This is a genomic window from Salinicola sp. MH3R3-1 (genome assembly GCF_001937155.1).
GTDB lineage: Bacteria > Pseudomonadota > Gammaproteobacteria > Pseudomonadales > Halomonadaceae > Salinicola > Salinicola halophyticus.
The window spans coordinates 99,946-120,080 of record NZ_MSDP01000020.1 but is presented as its reverse complement, the minus strand read 5'-3'; the positions used below and the strand labels follow the sequence as shown (position 1 = coordinate 120,080).

Sequence of the window (20,135 nt, the reverse complement as noted above, 5' to 3'; positions counted from 1 at the left end):
TTGGCTGATCAGCGCACCGGGTGGATGCGCCAGATGGCGAACGGCAAATGCCACGGTTCCAGTCGGATCGACTGCCACTTGCCTTGCCATGTCCAGCGGTGACCGGACATCAAATCTTCCACGTGCAGTGCCGCCTCGTCGGGAAGTTCGAACTCCCACAGCGGCAGCTCGAAGGCCCCCTCCTGGGCCTCGAACGGATCCAGATTGATCATCACCAGAATGAAGTTGCCTTGGTCATCGGTGCGCTTGCCGAAATACAGCAGACGCTCGTTATGAACGGCGTAGAAGGCCACTCCCAGGTGGGTCTGCAGCGCCGGGTTCTCGCGGCGGATGCGGTTGAGCTGGGTGATCTCGTAGCTGATGTTGCCGGGCGCGGTATAGTCGCGCAGCTTGATCTGGTACTTCTCCGAGTCGAGATACTCCTCCTTGCCCGGCACCGGCTCGCCCTCGCACAGCTCGAAGCCGGAATACATTCCCCACAGCCCCGAGCCCATGGTCGCCAGCGCGGCGCGGATCAGGAATCCAGGCCGGCCGGAAGACTGCAGGAAGTAAGGGTTGATATCCGGCGTGTTGACGAAGAAGTTGGGCCGGTAGCATTCGCGCATCGGCGATTCGTTGAGCTCGCTCAGATATTCGGTCAGCTCGGCCTTGGTATTGCGCCAGGTGAAGTAGGTATAGCTCATGTTGAAGCCGATCTTGCCCAGACGAGTCATAACCGCCGGCCGGGTAAACGCTTCGGCGAAGAACAGCACGTCCGGGTCGCGGTCGCGGATATCGGCGATCAGCCATTCCCAGAACGGAAACGGCTTGGTATGCGGGTTGTCGACGCGAAAGATCTTCACGCCCTCGTCGACCCAGCCCTGCACCACGTCGCGCAGCTCAAGCCACAGCGAGGGCACCGCATCCTCGGCGTAGAAGTCGACGTTGACGATATCCTGATACTTCTTGGGCGGGTTCTCGGCATAACGGATCGAGCCGTCCGGGCGCCACGAGAACCAGCCCGGATGCGCCTCGAGCCAGGGATGATCCGGCGAACATTGGATGGCGAAGTCCAGGGCGATCTCCAGCCCGTGTTCGGCCGCCGCGCTGACCAGGTTGCGAAAGTCCTCGCGGGTACCGAGCTCGGGATGGATCGCCTCGTGGCCGCCCTCCGGGCTGCCGATGGCGTACGGGCTGCCGGGATCGTCCGGGCCGGGCGTCAGCGTATTGTTGCGCCCCTTGCGGTGGGCCTGACCTATCGGATGAATCGGCGGGAAGTAGAGCACGTCGAAACCCATGTCGCGGATCAACGGCAACCGTCTGTGGACATCATCGAAGGTGCCGTGACGCGCAGGATCGTCGGTCTCCGAGCGCGGGAACAGTTCGTACCAGCTGGCAAACTGGGCCGCCTTGCGTTCCACCTCTAGCGGGTAGATCGCGTCGCTGCGCGATAGATGAGGTCGCGCGTCGGCGGCCTGCATCCACTGGGCGGTCGAGGCCTCGAGCATGACGCCGACCCGCTCGCCATCACTGCCACACGCCTGGAAGCGCTGGTGAATCTCGGCCAGCGCCTCGCGCAGCTCGTCTCCCGAGCGCTCGGCGGCAGCCACTACCAGCCGCCGGCCCTCCTCGAGTTCGAGCGACACCGGCACGCCGGCCTGATGCTTCTTGAACAGCTCGTCGCGGTAGGTGCCGAACACGTCCCACCACGCCTCGATGATGAAGGTGTGCCGGCCAACCCGGGTCGGCGTGAAGCTCCCTTCCCAGATATCCTTGCCCAGCGGTCGTACCAGGCGCATCGGTTCGCGATGCCGCTGCCCCTGATCGTCCTGCCAGCTCACGGCGGCGGCCAGCACATCGTGACCGTCGGCGAAGATTATCGCAGAGACCTCGACCGGCTCGCCGACAGTCGTCTTGGCGGCGAAGCGACCGAGTTCGAGCGAGGGGTGAACGGACTCGATGGCAATGCGTGGCGCGTGCGCCGCCGCCAAGGCGGCATCATCTCGCCGAGAGGGTGTAGCCGCCACTTCAGCCGCCGGCTGAGGGGATGAACTCGTAGTCACTGGCGTCTCCTTCCGTCCATGAGGTGGAGTTGCAGTCTGTCCAGCGGCCATGCCACGCGAACCTTCGCGCGGCATGGCCGATTACGGCGCAGCAGAATCCTGAATGCGTTCCCGCATCGCCAGCGAGCGTTCCATCAGGCGATGGCCATCGGTGAGGCCATATCGGCAGACGCCAGGCTCGCGCTATGGTTCGCACTACGCATGGGGAGCTCCGCCCTGCCTCTCGACAAGCTCGAAAAGCGCCAGACTGTGCGCTTCGACGCCGTACTCGCTTTGCATGTCGACACGAACATCCTGGGCGGCCGGATCGAAGGTATCGACACGGCGAACCCACTGATTGCCGCCGGGGACCGTCGGCAACACGAACAGGACGTGCGCCTCGCTCGCATTGATGGCAAGCAGCACCGTGACGTCCTTGCCGGGCGCGCGGATACCCGTGGGCTGGGCGTGACCGTCGAGAACGACACCGATCGCCTTGACGCCGCCTTCATGCCAGTCGCCGTCTTCCATTTCAGTCGTGTCAGGCTTGAGCCAGGTCACATCCTTGATGCCCAGTTCCTCGATCAGGTCGCCGGTCATGAAGCGGCCACGCTCGAGAATCGGATACTGGCGCCGCAGTCGAATCAGGCGCTGGGTGAAAGCCAACAGCTCGCGGCCCTCGTCGGACAGATCCCAGTCGACCCAGCCGATCTCGCTGTCCTGGCAGTAGGCATTGTTGTTGCCGCCCTGCGTGCGACCGAACTCGTCCCCTGCCAGCAGCATCGGCGTGCCCTGGGACAGCATTAACGTGGCCAGCAGGTTGCGCATCTGGCGCATGCGCAATTCCTGGATCTCGGCGTCGTCGGTCTCGCCCTCGACACCGTGATTCCAGGAAATGTTGTCATCGCTGCCGTCCTGGTTGTCCTCGCCGTTGGCCTCGTTGTGCTTGTCGTTGTAGCTGACCAGATCGCGCAGCGTGAAGCCGTCGTGAGCGGTGATGAAATTGATCGACGAGAACGCCTTGCGACCCCGGTGATTGAAGAGATCGGCGGAGGCGGTCAGGCGATTGGCAAATGCCGGCAGCTTGCCCTCGTCGCCACGCCAGAAGGCGCGCATGTCGTCGCGGAAGCGGTCGTTCCACTCCGCCCAGCCAGGGGGGAACTTGCCGACCTGATAGCCGCCGGGGCCACAGTCCCAGGGCTCGGCGATCAGCTTGCACTGCGACAGCAGCGGATCCTGCCGGCAGGAGTCGAGGAAGCCACCACCCTCGTCGAAGCCGTCGGTTTCGCGGCCCAGAATCGTCGCCAGATCGAAACGGAAACCGTCGACACGCATCTCGGAGGCCCAGTAACGCAGGGAATCCGTGACCATCTGCAGGACACGGGGATGCGACAGATTCAGAGTATTGCCGGTGCCGGTATCGTTGATGTAAAAACGCGGCTCTTTGGGCATCAGGCGGTAGTAGGAGGCGTTGTCGATACCCTTCAGCGACAACGTCGGCCCCATCTCGTTGCCTTCCGCGGTGTGGTTGTAGACCACGTCCAGCAGTACTTCGATGCCGGCGGCATGGAAGCGCGCGACCATCTGCTTGAACTCGCTGATCGTCTCGGTCGCCATGTAGCGCGGGTGAGGCACGAAAAAGGCCAGGGTGTTGTAACCCCAGTAGTTGTGCAGCCCCTTTTCCTGCAGATGGCGGTCGTCGGCAAACGCATGAATCGGCATCAGCTCCAGCGACGAAATGCCGAGCTGCTTGAGGTAATCGATGATCTCGGGGGCCGCGAGCCCGGAGAACGTGCCGCGCAGATCCTCCGGGATGGACGGATGACGCATGGTGAAGCCGCGCACGTGCGTCTCGTAGATGACGGTGTCGCTCCACGGCACCATGATTTCGGCCGATCGGCCCCAGGTGAACGCCGGATCAATGACCCGACAGCGCGGCATGAAAGGAGCGCTGTCGCGTTCGTCGAAGCTGAGATCGCCATCCTCGTGGCCGATGGTGTAGCCGTATAACGCATCGTCCCACTTGAGCTCGCCGACCAGTTGCTTGGCGTAGGGGTCGATCAGCAGCTTGTTGGGGTTGAAACGATGCCCCGCTTCTGGATCGTACGGCCCATGCACGCGATAGCCGTAGAGTTGCCCCGGCCGTGCATCGGGCAGGTAGCCGTGCCACACCTCGTCGGTGTACTCCGGCAGCGCAATACGCTCGATCTCCTGGTCGCCGCTCTCGTCGAAGAGGCAGAGCTCGACCATGGTGGCAGTGGCGGAAAACAGCGCGAAGTTGACGCCTAGCCCGTCCCAGGTCGCCCCCAGCGGGTAGGGCAATCCTTCACTGATGCGCGATGGCTGTACCACGCCACCCTGAACGGTCATTTCACTATCCGTGTCGATTTCGTGCCGCTCGGTCATGTCTCGCTCCGTCGAAAACCAGGCAATGCCCGGGTTCCTCAACGCTGGTTGAACGACGATTCACTTTCGTGAGCGTCGCCTTACTCGCTCTTGTTACCGGTACCGCGCGGCTTGCGGGGACGCGTGGCGGGTTTCTTGCTCTCCGCTTCCGGGCTCTTCTTGGTGGCGCGCTTGCGCGGTGCCGGCTTGTCGCCACTCTCACCACTTTCGCTACTCTCGCCACTTTCACTACTGTCGCCACTTCCGCTACTGTCCGCCGTCTTGCGCCGGGAAGAAGACTTGGCCTTTTCCGGCTTGGCATGCACCTCGACGCCGGTATCCTCTTCCTTGCGCGCTTCCGTCTCCGGGTCATCCAAAGGCAGACGCTGCTCATCGATACCCAGTTCGTCGGGCTCGGCCGGGGGATCCTCGCCTTCCAGCGGCGAAGGCTCGTCCGACGCTTCGAGCCATTCGTGTTCCTCCTCCCGCGCGTTCTCGGCTTCGACGATACGCTCGGCCATCTCCCAGTGCCGCGCTTCCTGCCCCTGCTGACGACCTTCCGATTCCCAGATGCGATAGGCCAGCATCCGTACCCGTTGTTCGCGACTCGTCATCGTGACGTCCTCCGTTCTCTTTTCGTCGTAGGGCGAGGCGATCCCTGCCTCACCGGATCCGTTGATTCGACATCGTTATGATCGATGCCTTGCCATGACACGCTTAACGCCGACGCTTGACGCCGACTCTCGATGTCGACTTTGACTGCCGACCCTGACTGGGCAGACACCATGTTCATCATGTCCATAGCCACGCGCCGCAGGGGAAGTCCGACAAATGTTCGTGGAGCGCCAGAGCGCCGGCGGCATGCACGGGTAACGGCGTCAACCAAGGTTCGCCGGCCCCGTTCAGCTCCAAGGCGTCCAGAGGCAACGCGGTATCCGCCCATTGCAGCTGCGTGCCGTCCGGCGTTTTCAGCAGCGCCATCGGCAGCCGCGGGACCACGACCACCAACGTCATGCCCGCTGTCCGGCGAGCGAAAGCGAGCACGTGATCGGCGTAGGCACCGACAGCCGGTAGCGCCACGTATTCCCCCTCGCTGAAAAGCGCCGGATACTGACGCCGCAATGCCAGCAGACGCTGGACGACAGCCTGCTTGACGCCGCCATCACGCCAGTGCCGCCACGCCGACACGGGCATCTCGGCGGCGTCCAGCGCCTCGCGCCGCGCCGCCATGTCGACCGGGCGACGATTGTCGGGATCGACGAGCGACTGATCCCAGAATTCCGTGCCCTGATAGAGATCGGGCACGCCCGGCGAACAGAGCCTCAACACCGCCTGCGCCAGACCGTTGATCGCACCCGGCAGATCCAGCAATGCCGCCGTCTCGGCCAGTTCGCGAGTCAGCTTGTCGCCGGTCAGGGCGCGACGAATGGCATCTTCGCCGGCCTGCTCGTAGCTTTCGTCGGGCGCCAGCCAATGGCTCTGCAGTTTGGCTTCCCGCATTGCTTTCTGCTGCCAGGCGACGAGACGATCGGCGAAGGCGCTCAGCGCCTGGCGGCGGCGGGAGACGAATTCGGACTCCAGGTCCGCCCCGGGTTCCAGCTCGGGGCCGGACTCCAGCCCCAGCGGCCAGGCCGCCAACAGCAGCTGGAGCATCATCAGGCGATCCCCGCCGCTGGGAATTTCGTCGCTATCGTACAGACGTCGATCATGCGCCCAGGCGTGCATTTTCGGCACTATTATTTGGGTCAATTCGCTGAGTGCCGCCAGCCGTGCCCGAACATCCTCGCCACGCTTGTGGTCGTGGGTCGCGGTGGTCAACATGCCGCGTGGGAATCGCCGCAGACGCTCCTGATTAGCCGCATGCAGACGGTGAGGCGTGTAGGCGAAGTGATCTCCCTCGCAGCCGACGTCGTTGCGGGACAGCAGCACCGCCGAGCGATAACCGGCGGTATCTTCCACCGCTTTGGCCGCCAGCGGCGAAGTCAGCTGTTGAAAGCGCGTCATCGCCGTCAGGCGCAAATCCCGCTCGGGCTGTTCGAAAGCGGCCGGGGCACTCCCGCCGAGCCAGTCATCGAGCCGTTCGAGCCAGCCGGCATCGGCCGAGGACAGCCGCGAACGCGCCGCGCACAGGGCCTGGTCGAACGCCTCGGCGTCGAGCTCGGGTCGCCCTTCGAGGTCGGCATAGCTGCGATAGACCGGGTAGCCGACCGCCAGCGCACCGACGACCCGTCGAATCGCCGGCAGGCTGAACTCGCGCGTGCCGGGGTTGGCACTGGCCAACGCGCCGACCGCTCTGACGCAGCGCTCGAATTCGGTCGTCAGCGGGCCGTCGAGCATCTCGCGGCGAGCCGTCTCGACTTCGCCGGCGACCCCCCCCGAGCGACCGCTGATATCTCGCCACAGTCGGGTCAACGGTTCACGCCCGGCCGGGTCATGCTGAACGCCCGAGACTAGGTCGAGAAACTCGTAGCCCGTGGTGCCGTCGACGCCCCAGTCGGTGTGCAGATGCTCGCCATCGCCGAGAATCTTCTCGACATAGATGGGTAGATGGATCGGTGGATGCAGGTTTTCCCCGGCGCTGTCGCCACGCCGTTCGGCAATCGCCTCGAGCCGCGCCCGCAGACGCAGCGCATAACCTTTGGGATCGGCGAGCCCGTCGATGTGATCGATGCGTAGCCCCTCGATCCACCCCCGCTCGACCAGCGACAACAGATAGGCGTGGGAGAGATCGAACACGCTCTCGTCCTCGACGCTCACCCCTGCCAGCTCGGTAATATCGAAGAACCGCCGCCAGTTGAGCGCGTCGTTGGCAGTACGCCAGTGGGCGAGTCGATACGCCTGGCGCTCCAGCAACGCATGCAACCGCCCCCGCCCCTCGGCGGTCGCGGCATCGTGCCGGGCGAGAATCGCGGCGATGGCCGGGTCGTCGTCGCTCGATTCTTGGCGATCACGCGCCGTACGAGCGTCGTCGGGCAGGGCCGCCAGCAGCTCGGCGGTATGCGCCGGGTCCAGCGGAAAGCGGTGCTCGTGATAGCCAATGAAGAAGGCGCCGAGCGCTGCGTCCCATGCCAGCGTCAGTTCGCCGTCATTCAGCACCTGGAGATAACGATCTCCCAGGAACGGCAACAGCAGCTTGCCGTCGGCGCCGGGCTGCTCCCAGTCGATATCGAAACAGCGGGCGTAATCGCTGTCGCGGCCGTGAGCCAATACATCCTGCCACCAGGGGTTCTCGGCCCCCACGGCCAGATGATTGGGCACGATATCGGCCAGGATACCCATATCGGCCGCCTGCAACGCCTCGACCAGCCGCGCCAGCCCCGCTTCGCCACCCAGCTCGGGGTCCACCCGAGTCGGGTCGACGCCGTCGTAGCCGTGCGTTGACCCCGTTCGCGAGGCGAGAAACGGCGACAGATAAAAATGGCTGACGCCCAGGGCCGCGTAGTAGTCGACCTGCCGACGAGCATCGTCGAAGGTGAATCCGGCATGGAGCTGCAACCGGATGGTGGCGCGGATAGACCTCATGTTCGACGCTCCCGACGCACGCGATCGATGCGTGCCAGACGTTGTTGTACCGCGGAATCGTTCAGCGCCTGCGGCGCGGGCGCCGGCAAGCGCCGTCGCCAGTTGGGGTGCTCGTCGAAAGTGCCGGGAAGATTGGCCTGCTCCTTCAGCCCCAGCAAATCTTCCAGCGGAAACAGCGCCAGCGGCGTCGGGGTCGTGGCCACATGCACCAGTACCGCGTCGATGACATCGTCGACGTTCACGCCCTCGTTTGAACCGCCACTCGAATCGTCACTCGAACCGTCACTCGAATCGTTAATGACGTCGTCCGAATCGCCATGGGCTTTTTCCGAGCCGACGGCGGTGGCGATCTCGTCGAGGCCGCACACGCTGGCCAGCCGATGCCGATCCTGGCGGCGCTGCTCACTCAGTTCGGCAAGCGTCTCTTGCGGTGCCAGTAGCCCCAGCCGATCGCGCCAGCGCAGATCATTCTCCAGCCACCACCCCGCCACCGTGGGCAGATCGTGAGTGCTGGTAGTGGCCATGGTGGTCTCGCGCCAGGCGTTGGCGGGCAGAAACGCTTCGCCATCGCGTTCGAACCACATCACGCTCATACCGAGCACGCCGCGTGCCGCCAGTTTCTCGCGCAGCCCCTCTTCGACGGTTCCCAGATCCTCGCCGATGACGATGGCGCGGTGGCGCCAGGACTCCAGTGACACCAGGCGCAGCAGATCATCCAGCGGATAGCGCAGATAGGCACCCTGTTGCGCCGACGCCCCTTCCGGCACCAGCCACAGCCGTGACAGCCCCAGGACATGATCGATACGCAAGCCGCCGGCGTGGGCAAGGCTGGCCCTCAGCATGGCCAGAAAACCGCGATAGCCGCTATCGACCAGCCCCTCGGGCGAGAACGCCGCCACGCCCCAGCTCTGACCCTGGGCGTTGAAGGCATCCGGCGGTGAACCGACGCTCAACCCCGGGAACAGCTCGGAGGGATCGCTCCAGGCCTGACTGCCGGCCGGATCGACACCCACGGCAAGATCGGCGATCAGCCCCATTGCCATGCCGGCCCGACGCGCCTCGGTCTGGATCCGGTCGAGCCCGGCGGCGACCAGCCACTGCAGGAACACGGCAAAGGTGATCGCCTCACGGTGCTGCTCGGCGAAGGCTTCGACCGTATCGCTGCCGGGGTCCTGCCACGCCTGGGGCCACTGGCGCCAGTCGGCGACGTCGGCATGCGCCTGCAGCACTTCGAAACGGCAGTGGCGCTCGAGACCGTCACCGCCATCGCGACGAAAGGCGACCAGCTGCGAGCGCCAGGCCAGCGCACCTTCATCATGCTGAACATGCACGAACAGCCGTTCCAGCATCGACAGCTTGAGCCGCGCGCTGGCGGGCCAGTCGATCAACTCAAGCGTTGCCTGCTTCGCCATGGCCTCGCTGAACGGCGCCCGCGCCTGGCTCAACGTTTGCTCGTCAAACAGGCACTCCGGCGCCGCGTGCCAGACGTTGTAGAACAGTCGGCTGGAGGGCGAATAGGGGCTGAAACGTTCGGGATGCGCGGCAAACAGCGCATGCATGGGGCTGATGGCGACGGCATCGGCGCCCGCTCGCGCGATACTCGTACACAGCTCGGCGAGCGCCTGCAGATCGCCGATACCACCATCGCCGTCACGCCGAAGCGCGTAGAGCTGTACCGCGACGCCCCAGTAGCTTGGCCGGGCCTCGCCCTGCTCGCGGGCAGTATCGTCGAGGGTGAAGCAGCGCGGCGGCGCCACCGCCAGCACCCGGGTTACGCTCTCGTCACCGCGCTCGGTAAGGAAACTCACCCGGTGATACCCCGTTTCCTCGATCGCGGGTAGACAGCCGCTGGCGTCGAGATGCCCATCCAGCGTCTCCCCGCTTTCCAGTCGCAGGGCGAAAGCGCAGCCACTGCCGTCGACCACCGGCACGCGCCAGGGAGCGCCCTGATCGGCAATCAGCAGCGGCGGCAGTTGTTCGAATGCCGCCGGCCGGTGGCGTGCCCGCCATCGCGCCAGACTGGCGGCAATCTCGTCCTCGTCGCCGGCCGGCCAGCCGAGATGAGTGAGCATCTCGCGCTGACGTGCTGGCGACAGCGACTGCGGCTGGCCGTCGCTGCCGGTCCAGTCGATCAACAAGCCGACCGCTTCGGCCAGTTGCTGCAGCGAGCCGCCGGGCGGGGCTGATGATTGAGGGCGATCATTGCGATGGTTCGTCATGCGCGCGACGCTCCCGCCGAGCCATCCGATGGCCGCAGCCAGACGACGCTGGCCAGGGCCGGCAGCTGGCCGCTCGCCACGGCATCGGTCACGTCCTCTCGCGAGCAGACCAGCGGCGCGCCCTGCGGCTCCACAACAACCGCTTGCGAAGAGAGGTTGATGACGATAGTCAGCATCTGCCCGTCGTCCAGCTGCCAGCGGGATTCCACTGCCTTGTCGGCGACGACCCGGGCACCGATCGCGCGGGCACCCTCGAGTCCGGGAATGATGTGCCGATGTCGCAGTGCCAGCCAGCGACGAAAGCGTTCGCGGACGCGACGGTGTTCGGGCGCGGCGGCCTCGGCGTCGTCGAGGCAGGACGCCTCGAACGTGGCCGCGGCATTGGGGTCGGGAATGCGCTGTCGCTGTTCCGGATCCTGGAACGCGGGGAAATCGGCGAACTCTTGGCGACGCCCTTCCCGCACCGCGTCCGCCAGCGCGTCGTGGTGATCGGTGAAGAACAGAAACGGCCGCGTCGAGCCCCACTCATCGCCCATGAACAGCAACGGAATGGCGGGCGACAGCAGTAACAGCAGGGTTGCCGCATCGAGCGCCTCGGGTTCGGTCAGTAGCGGCAGACGCTCGCCCAGTGCCCGGTTGCCGATCTGGTCATGGTTCTGAAGGAAATTGACGAATGCGGTGGGCGGCAGATGACCGCTGGGTTCACCACGCGCTTCCCCCTTGCGAGAGGGTTGCCCCTGATAGACGAACCCTTCGCCCAGCGCGGTCGCGAGCTTCTGCGTCGCGTCGTCGACGAAGTCGGCGTAGTAGCCTTCGCGCTCACCGGTCAGCAGCACATGCAGGGTGTTATGCCAGTCGTCCGCCCACTGCGCATCGTAGAGCCCCGGCGCCAGCAGGCTGGCCTGATTGTGCTCGTTTTCCAGAATCAGATGGCAGTGCCGGTCGGGGCCTACGCGCTCACGCAGGGTTTGGCCCAGCTCGACCAGGAAATTCCGCTCGCTGATGGCATGAACGGCGTCGAAACGCAGCCCGTCGAAACGATATTCGAGCAGCCACATCAGCGCGTTGTCGATAAAGAAACGCCGTACCTGAGGCCGCCGGAAATCGATGGCGCCGCCCCATGGCGTCTGCAGATCGTCACGGAAGAAAGGCTTGGCGTAATGCGTCAGGAAATTGCCATCCGGCCCGAAGTGGTTATAGACCACGTCGAGAAAGATCATCAGACCGTGGCCGTGGACCTCGTCGATCAGGGCCTTGAGCTCATCAGGCGATGCGTAGTAGGCAGCAACGGCGTAAGGCTGGACACCGTCGTAGCCCCAGTTGCGCTCGCCCGGACACTCGGCGAGCGGCATCAGTTCGATCGCGGTAATCCCCAGCTCCACCAGCGCCGGCAGGCGATGACGCAAACCCTCGATGCCGCCGCAGGCCCCCAGATGCACTTCGTAGATCACCGTCTGTTGCCACGGCCGGCCGGTCCATTCGGGATGCCGCCAGGCGTAGCGGTCGGGATCGACCACGCAGGTCGACCCATCGACGCCGTCGCGCAAGGCTTTCGATGCCGGATCGGGAACTGCCATGCCGTCGTCGTCACCCTCGACGAAAACCCGGTATCGATAGGCCGTCGACAGCGAACATTCGAGTTCGAGCTCGAAATCGCCGTCTCCCATGGGCCTCATCGGCTGCGGGTCCAGCCCCTCGCACTCCAGGTCGACGCGTTGCGCGCTCGGCGCCCACAGCCGAAAACGAATACGCCCGTCGGCGACTGGCGAAGCACCGTAAGACGGTGTCCACGACGCCCTTCTCGGCTCGCCGGGTTGCCCGGTGATTCCTGTTGACTCACCCGCTGACTCACCCGCGGAGTCCCCCGCTTGAAACGACGCGCTCATGAACCATCCTCGAACCAGATTTCGTGGCGCAGGAACAGTGCCGCCATCGGCGGTACTGTCACGGCGAGAGACTGGGCGTGACCATGGCTGGGTATCGGCTCCGTCATGGCGCCGCGGCCGTTGCCCACATTGCTGCCGCCGTAGAAGACGCTGTCGCTGTTCAATGTCTCGCGCCACCAGCCGGCGCTGGGCACGCCCAGACGATAGCGATAGTGAACACAGGCCTGAAAATTGCACACGCAGACCAAGCTGGCATGGCCGCTCTCGGCATGGCGCGCGAAGACGATCACGCAGTTGTCGCTATCGTCGTCGACCAGCCACTCGAAGCCGAGACGATCCTCGCCGCGAACCTGCAGCGCCGGCTCGTTGACGTAGAGACGGTTGAGATCGGCGACCAGACGCAGTACGCCCGCATGACGACTTTCGAAGAGCAGCGGCCAGTGCAGCGCAGCTTCCCATGGCTCGGCCAGAACCTGGCCCAGCTCGACGCCCATTGCCACCTGCTTGTCGCCAGGCAATGCCCACATCAATGCCAGACACGTCCTGAACGCCGCGAAACGCTGCCAATCATCGCCATGAACCTGCAAGCGCCACTGCCCCAGCGCGGTGGTGTCATCAGGCACCTGCTCCAGCAGGCCGCGACTGAGTTCACGGGGCGTCAGCGCGGCAATCCAGGCGGCGTGTTGCCGACAGCGCTCGGCGGGAGACAGTGCCAGGTAGTCGGCACTGGCAAGGCGCCATCGCACCCGAGGATCGAGTACCAGCACCGGCTCGGTGGTCTTGCTCAGAAACAGTCGGCATTCGGCGCCGCGGCCCTCCCCGGAGTGATCGATCACCTCCTCGTAGCCATCGATATGACAGCGATCACACCACGCCAGAAATTCCGGCTGGGTCATCGATGATAGCGGCGAATAGACGATGACCACGCCGACACCGGCAATGTGACAGGTCTCGATGAACTGGCAGACGACGCTATGCGGCTGGCCGATCAGCGCGCCGTCGAGGACGATATGCGTGAAGCCCAGATCGGCAACATAGGGCACCAGCTCCTCGGCGAGCCGATTCCAGTTCATCGGCAGGGCAAAACGGGAGAGATACCAGTCGAGTGCGCGCAGGCGATAGAAAGCCAGCGGCATCTCGCCCCCGTGGCGTCCGGGTCTGGCTCGCATCCAGTCGCCGTCGTCCCAGGACCAGGTGCCCAGCCACTCACTGCTTCTCATCTTGCTCCCCGGACGCGCGGCGTCACGCGGCGTGGGGACGGACGAGGAAACGGATGACGAGGCAGCGGACAAATCAGCGGCGATCGGCCGGATACCCGGAAGCGTCGAAGTCCTCTGCGCAGGGGCGTTCAGTTCAGGAGGACCGGATTCGTTGTCTCTCTCGGCGCTTTCAACACTTTCGGCACTCTCGGCACTTTCAACACTTTCAACACTTTCAACACTTTCAACACTTTCAGTACTTCCGGCACTGGCGCGCCCTGGGCGGGAATTCGTCATCGTCGTGCCGCGACGTCGTCGGATCGGACGGTCGCCTCCGAGAGCAGATCGGCGTAAAGCCGGCGGTAGGGAATCACGGCCTGGCGCCAGTGCAGCCGCCCCGCCATCGCCGCCCGGCGCATGGCGTAGAACAGATCGGTCGCCCGAAACAGATCGAACGCCCGCAGCACGGTGGCACGATAGTTTTCCACGCTCATATCATCGAACAGCAAGCCGTTGATGCCGTCCTGAATCGTATCCGCGAGCCCGCCGGTTCGGTGGGCGATCGGCAGCGAGCCAAAGCGCTGCGCGTAGAGCTGGCTGAGTCCGCAGGGTTCGAACCGCGATGGCATCAGCAGGAAGTCGCTTCCGGCATAGATCTGACGCGCCTCACCCTCGTCGAAACCGATGTTGACGCCCACCTGACCCGGATAGCGCGTTGCCATCTCGACGAGCGACTGCTCGATGGCATGTTCACCCTGGCCGATTACGACCAGCTGGCCGCCGGCCCGCACGATGGCGTCGGTGACCTCGATGGTCAGATCGAGCCCTTTCTGCGCTACCAGCCGCGAGACCACGGCAAACAGCGGACCGCCGCTGGGCGCGAGCCCGAACATGCGACGCACACGCTGGGTATTGGCGCGTTTGCCGTGCCAATCGTTGATGCCGAAATTGGGCGCCAGATGCGGGTCGGTACGCGGATCCCAGTGATCGTCGATGCCGTTGAGCAGCCCGCTGAGACGCCCTTCCAGCGCGCGCTTCTTGAGCAGTCCCTCGAGGCCACAGCCCAGCGCCGGCGTTGTGATCTCGACGGCGTAGTTGCCGCTGACGGTCGTGACGTGGGAGGCGTAGGAAAGCCCGGCCTTCATGAACGAGAGCTGGCCATGAAACTCGACCCCATCGATATGAAAGGCCGTCGCCGGAATGCCCAGTGCGGGCAGTCTTTCGGCGGGAAAAACGCCCTGATAGGCGAGGTTGTGAATGGTGTAGACCGAGGGCACGTAACGTTTGCCGAGCCAGCGCACGTATCCCGCTGTCAGCCCGGTGGCCCAATCGTTGAGATGCAGCAGGTCGACCTGCCAATCGAGCAGGGCAACATCGTTGACGAGCTCGGCCGCGGCCATTGCCAGCCGCGCAAAGCGAACGTCGTTGTCCGCCCAGCCCACGCCCAGCTCATCGCCGTAGGCGTTGCCCACCCGATCGTAGAGTTCGGGACACAGCACCACATAAATAATCAGGCCGTCTTCACACAGCAGACGGCCGATTTCGCACGCGGGCAACTCGTGGCGAGCAGGTAGGCTGGCGACGTGGACGATCGGGCGTCCAGCGGTGAGTAGCTGACGATAGCCGGGCATCAGAACCCGCACATCGTAGTTGGGTTTCAGCGCGCGTGGCAGCGCCGCGGACACATCCCCCAGCCCGCCGGCCTTGATGAAGTCGGCGATCTCGGTCGTCACGAACAGCACACGCCGGTGGCGCTCCGGCGCGACGGGAATGGGTCGCGACAAGGCACTTCGGGAAGCGTTTGCTGCCCCTTGGCCGGACGCCGATGCGAGCCAGTGGGACGTCTCCCCACCTCTTGCTGCCGTCCGGCTGTTCTTTCCATGAACCACGGCCTGCGTCATATCCAGCCTCCCCCGAACATCCGGTCCACCAGTGGGTAGCAACCAGCGTCGACCCATCATCGTGCGCTCCGATACCACTCAACGACGATAACCGGCGTTAATAAAACGGGCCAACGGCTGTAATGACGGTTCTCCTGGGGATAAAGGATGAAAAATGAGTCGAGCACGAGGCGCGCTCCGGTAGACGCTCCGCCCACCGAGCCACGCACTGCTCGCGCAAGGATGTCACTAGGTACAGATATATGCCACTGCCTGGAAAGCGTCAAAGTCCGTTTGAACGGCTGTGGAGAGAAGTGGATGAACAACCATAAAAAAGGCAACCCCCATGGGAGGTTGCCTGTCGAGGACTGGATTTTCAGTATCGCTTGCGGGCCCCGTTAATGGCTTTCGCGCGACTCCGGCGACTGCCGATCCTTGCCGGACTTGTTCCTGCCCAGTCTGGACTGCAACCCATGCGTGACCTTCATGATCAGCACATAGGTCGCCGGCACGAAAATCGTCGCCAGCAGCGTGATCGAGATCATGCCGCCCACCACCGGCGTGCCGATCTGATTACGACTCGCCGCGCTGGCACCCGACGCCAGCGCCAGCGGCAAGGTACCACCGATGAACGCCAGCGAGGTCATCACGATCGGGCGGAAACGTTGACGCGCCGCCACCTTGGCCGCATCGACCACCGAAAGCCCCGCGTGCTTGCGCTGCTGCTCGGCGAACTCGACGATCAGGATGGCGTTCTTTGCCGCCAACCCAACGACCACCAGCAAACCCACCTGCAGATAGACGCTGGTGCTCAAGCCTGCCAGGTAGACCGCGAGAATCGCGCCGACGAAGGCGAACGGCACCGCCGACACCACCGCCAGCGGCAAGGTCCAGCTCTCGTACTGCGCCGCCAGGATCAGGAACATCATGATCACACCGAACGACAGTGCCAGCGTCGCCGCGGTGCCGACGTTGACCTGCTGATAGGCCTCGCCGCTCCAGCCCATCCCGTAATTGGTGCCCAGGGTATCGGTCACCACCTCCTGCATCGCCTGTACCGCTTCACCCGAGCTATAGCCCGGTGCCGGCCCGCCGGAGAATTGCGCAGCCGAGTAGGTGTTGTAGCGCTGCAGCACCGACGGCGCCTTGCCACGGGTCAGGGTCACCAGTTCCGACAGCGGAATACGCTGACCGTCGCCACCGCGCACGTAGACCTTGCTCAGGTCGTCCGGATTGCGCCGGAAATCGTCCTCGGACTGGAGATAAACCTGAAAGTTACGGCTCGAGCTCGTGAAGTAGTTGACGAAGGAGCTACCGAAAGTGCTCGCCATGGTGGTATTCAAGTCCGTGATATCCACACCCAGGCTGCGCGCCTTGTCCGTATCGACATCCGCCTCGTAGACCGGCACGTTGACGTCGAGTGACGAGAAGACACCCGCAAGTTCCGGCCGCTCGGCCGCCGCCTGCATGACCTTTCCAGCCGCCTCTGCCAATTGCTGAGAGGTATCGCCGCCGTAGGACTGCAGATAGCCGGTGAACCCGCCGGTGGGCGACAGACCCTGGATCGGTGGCAGGTTGAAGGCAACCGTCTTGCCGCCCGGAATCTGACCGCCGATCTGCATGATCTTCTGGGTCAGCTGATCCACCGTGATGTCACGATCCGCCCACGGTTTCATGGTGACGAAGACCGTACCCTTGGCGGTATTGGGCGAACTCGAGAGGATATCGAAGCCCGGAATCCCGGTGACGTAGTTGATGCCCGGCACGGCATCGCGCAGCCGCTGACTCAACTCCTGCACGTAGGCGTCGGTGCGCGCTACCGACGACCCCGCCGGCAGGCTGACCGAGGCCAGAGCCACACCCTGATCCTCGGAAGGCAACAGCGCCGCCGGCAACTGGGCGAAGATCATCCAGGAGACGATACCGGCAGCCGCCAGCCCCACCACCACCAGCCACAGCTGATGAATGATGAAATTGGTGATCGCCATGAAGAAGTCGGTGATCTTGTCGAATATCTTGTTGAACCAGTCGAACGGCTTGCGGATGGCCCGCACGAACCCGGACTGCTGCATGCGATCCTGGTGCTTGAGAAAGATCGCGCCGATCGCCGGAGTGAACGACAGTGCCACGATCGCCGAGATCGCTACCGAGATCGCGATGGTGATCGCGAACTGCTGGTACATCTGGCCGGTCAGACCGCTCATGAAGCCAACCGGCACGAACACCGCCGCCATGATGAACGCCGTCGCGATGACCGCGCCGGAAACCTCCTTCATCGCTTCGAGTGCCGCGCTGAACGGCGTCGCCTCCTCGTCCTCGTCCATGATCCGTTCGATGTTCTCGATGACCACGATCGCATCGTCCACCACGATGCCGATCGCCAGTATCATGCCGAACAGCGACAGCAGGTTGATCGAGAAGTCGAGCAGATACATGCCGGCAAACGTCCCCACCACCGAGATCGGCACCACCGACATCGCCACCAGGGTGGAACGCCAACTCTGCAGGAACAAGAACACGATCACCGCGACGAGAAGCAGAGCCTCGATGAAGGTGTGCTCCACCGATTCGACGGATGCATCGATGAACAGCGTGGTGTCGTAGGGAATCTCGAAGTCCAGCCCCGGCGGGAATCGCGTCTTGAGATCCGCCATGGCGTCCTTGACTTCCTTGGCGACGTCCAGCGCGTTGGCACCCGGCTGCAGGTAGATCGCGATCGGCGCGATCGGCTTGTTGTTGACGTAGGCCTGGATACCGTAACTGTTCTTGCCCAGCTCGATCCGGGCGACATCGCTCAGCCGCAGCGAGGAGCCGTCAGCATTGGTGCGCAGAATGATGTCCCGGAACTGATCGACGCTGTCAAAACGCCCCTGGGTCGTGATGGTGTACGTGTATGGCGTCGGATCGCTCTGGGGCTCGGCACCGAGCTTGCCACCCGCCACCACCGCGTTCTGGGCCTGGATTGCCGAAGAGACTTCGGCCGGCGTCAGGTCGTATTGCGCCAGCTTGTCCGGATTGAGCCAGACGCGCATGGCGAATTCCTGGCTACCCAGTACCTGCGCCTGCCCCACGCCGGGAAGCCGTGACAACTCGTCCGTCACGTTGATATTGGCGTAGTTGGTCAGGTAGAGCGAATCGTAGGCATCCGTGGTCGAGGTGATACCCACGAACAGCAGAATGCTCGACGAGCGCTGCTCGACCGTCACGCCCTGGGACTGCACTTCGCTGGGCAACTGTGACAGTGCCCGCTGGACCCGGTTGTTGACGTTGATCGTCGCCGTCTGCGGATCGGTACCGATGTTGAAATAGACGCTCATCGACATCTGACCGCTGTCGGAACTCGACGAGGTCAGATAGATCATGTCTTCGGTGCCGTTGATCTCCTGGGCGATGACCGAGGCGACCGTGTCGGAAACGGTCTGGGCGCTGGCACCGGGATAGGTCGCCGACACACTGATCGTCGGCGGCACCACCGGCGGATACTGCTCGATCGGCAAGGTGCGCATCGCCATCAAACCGATCAGCGTGATGATGACCGAGATGACCGTGGCAAAAATCGGGCGCCTGATGAAAACGCTGGCAAAGTTCATCAGTTGGCTCCGTTCTGTCCGTCGTCTGCCTCTTGGGCATCCCGCTTGGCGCCCTCGACGCCTTCACCGCCCTGCGCGTCAGGGTCCTGGGAAGGATTTTCACCGGCGTTGTTCTGCGGTTCCGGCACCTTGCCGCTGAACGGTTGCGCATCGATCTTGTCACCGGCGGAGATGCTGCCGATCGCCGAAACCACGACGCGATCGCCGGGCTTCAGTCCATCGGTAATGATCTGCCAATCACCGGCGATCTCGCCCAGCGAGACGAACCGCGCCCCGGCCTTGCCTTCATCGTCGAGCACGAAGACCTGCGGCCCCTTGAGTCCCTCGGTCACCGCAATCGCGGGAACCGCATAGACGTCGTACCGCATCACGTTGGGCAACGCGACCCGTACGAACTGGCCGGGCAGGAAAACCTGGTCATCGTTCTGGAACACCGCTTCGGCCTGCACCGTGCTGGTGGATTCATCGACCCGGGAGCCCAGAAAATCCAGTTTGCCGCGTAGTTGAAGCGCATCGCGGGAGGCGCTTTCCGTACCGGGCGCGGTCAGCACGGCCACGTTGGCCTGCTCGGTATCGCCCTGCTGACGTTGCTGACGCAGCGAAAAGGCGTCGTTGGCCGGCAGCGAAAAGCGCACCTCGATCGGATTCAATGGCGTGATCGTGGCCAGCTCCTGGGGCGGCTGCACCAGGTTGCCGACATTGACTTCACTCAGGCTGATCATGCCGCTGACCGGGGCGTTGACCTCGGTATAGCTGAGATTGATCTGGGCGCTGTCCAACGCGGCCTGGGCCTGGGCCTTAGCGGCCCGGGCCGTAATCAGATCCGCCTGGGCCTGATCGCGCTGCTGCTGGCTGATGGAGTTCTGCTTGTAGAGACGGTTGTAGCGCTCGGCATCGCGCTGGGCGCGTGACACTTCCGCCTGCGCACTCTGCACGTCGGCCTGATTCTGCTTGACCGTGGCTTCGTAGGGCGCCTGCTCGATGGTGAACAGCTTGTCACCCTTCTCGACCATGCTGCCCTCGCGGTAATGACGCGCTTCGAGGACACCCTCGACGCGACCCATCACGGTGACCTCCTGATTGCTGCGAACCTGGGCGGGATATTCCTTGGAAAGCGCGACATCGTGCGCCTCGACGTTGATCACTTCCGCCTTTGTCGGCGGCTTTTGTTGTTGCCCCCCGCCTTGCTGAGCATTTTGCGAGTCGTCGTCGCCACAGCCGGCCAGCGCCAACGAGAGCAACAACGCCCCACCGAAACCGAGGGTGCATTTCACGAAATTAGGGCGCATGAGTCTCCGTCCTGGAAGGATGATGCCTAGGTTAATCCCGCGAGCTTACAGGCATACATACATGAATGTAAACTTGCAGAAAATTGGTTATGCTCTTGTCACGGCGGTTTTAACCTCAACATAAGAAATGCCGGTCTGACGTCA

The 20,135-nt window shown here is 63.9% G+C and carries 10 protein-coding genes; all 10 read right to left on the bottom strand.

Annotated features, from left to right (window positions below):
* Window positions 1-8 precede the first annotated feature (8 nt).
* The gene (locus BTW08_RS13525) at window positions 9-2,042 is read right to left on the bottom strand and encodes an alpha-1,4-glucan--maltose-1-phosphate maltosyltransferase (protein WP_075563051.1); all 2,034 of its coding nucleotides are present in this window, start codon (window positions 2,040-2,042) and stop codon (window positions 9-11) included.
* A 195-nt stretch (window positions 2,043-2,237) separates the two neighbouring features.
* Window positions 2,238-4,427 carry a glycogen debranching protein GlgX gene (glgX, locus tag BTW08_RS13520; RefSeq protein ID WP_083627875.1) on the bottom strand — a complete coding sequence of 730 codons (2,190 nt, stop codon included), beginning with the start codon at window positions 4,425-4,427 and terminating at the stop codon, window positions 2,238-2,240.
* A gap of 80 nt (window positions 4,428-4,507) precedes the next feature.
* Window positions 4,508-5,020, bottom strand: a complete 513-nt coding sequence (locus tag BTW08_RS13515; protein WP_075563050.1) for a DUF2934 domain-containing protein — start codon at window positions 5,018-5,020, stop codon at window positions 4,508-4,510.
* 178 nt (window positions 5,021-5,198) lie between these two features.
* Window positions 5,199-7,928 (bottom strand): malto-oligosyltrehalose synthase, encoded by a 2,730-nt coding sequence (treY, locus tag BTW08_RS13510; protein WP_075563049.1) that lies wholly within the window; start codon window positions 7,926-7,928, stop codon window positions 5,199-5,201.
* Window positions 7,925-10,147 (bottom strand): 4-alpha-glucanotransferase, encoded by a 2,223-nt coding sequence (malQ, locus tag BTW08_RS13505; RefSeq protein WP_075563048.1) that lies wholly within the window; start codon window positions 10,145-10,147, stop codon window positions 7,925-7,927. Before malQ ends, treY begins: the two co-directional genes overlap by 4 nt.
* Window positions 10,144-11,895, bottom strand: a complete 1,752-nt coding sequence (gene treZ, locus BTW08_RS13500; RefSeq protein ID WP_246837746.1) for a malto-oligosyltrehalose trehalohydrolase — start codon at window positions 11,893-11,895, stop codon at window positions 10,144-10,146. Before treZ ends, malQ begins: the two co-directional genes overlap by 4 nt.
* A 134-nt stretch (window positions 11,896-12,029) precedes the next feature.
* On the bottom strand, window positions 12,030-13,253 hold the full coding sequence (locus BTW08_RS13495; protein WP_075563047.1) for an alpha amylase C-terminal domain-containing protein: 1,224 nt from the start codon (window positions 13,251-13,253) through the stop codon (window positions 12,030-12,032).
* A gap of 272 nt (window positions 13,254-13,525) precedes the next feature.
* On the bottom strand, window positions 13,526-15,016 hold the full coding sequence (gene glgA / locus BTW08_RS13490) for a glycogen synthase GlgA (RefSeq protein ID WP_245392087.1): 1,491 nt from the start codon (window positions 15,014-15,016) through the stop codon (window positions 13,526-13,528).
* A gap of 494 nt (window positions 15,017-15,510) precedes the next feature.
* A complete protein-coding gene (locus BTW08_RS13485; protein ID WP_075563046.1) occupies window positions 15,511-18,702 on the bottom strand; it encodes a multidrug efflux RND transporter permease subunit in 3,192 nt (1,063 codons plus the stop codon).
* A complete protein-coding gene (locus BTW08_RS13480) occupies window positions 18,702-19,991 on the bottom strand; it encodes an efflux RND transporter periplasmic adaptor subunit (protein ID WP_083627871.1) in 1,290 nt (429 codons plus the stop codon). The genes BTW08_RS13485 and BTW08_RS13480 overlap by 1 nt, the downstream gene beginning before the upstream one ends.
* Window positions 19,992-20,135: the final 144 nt, after the last annotated feature.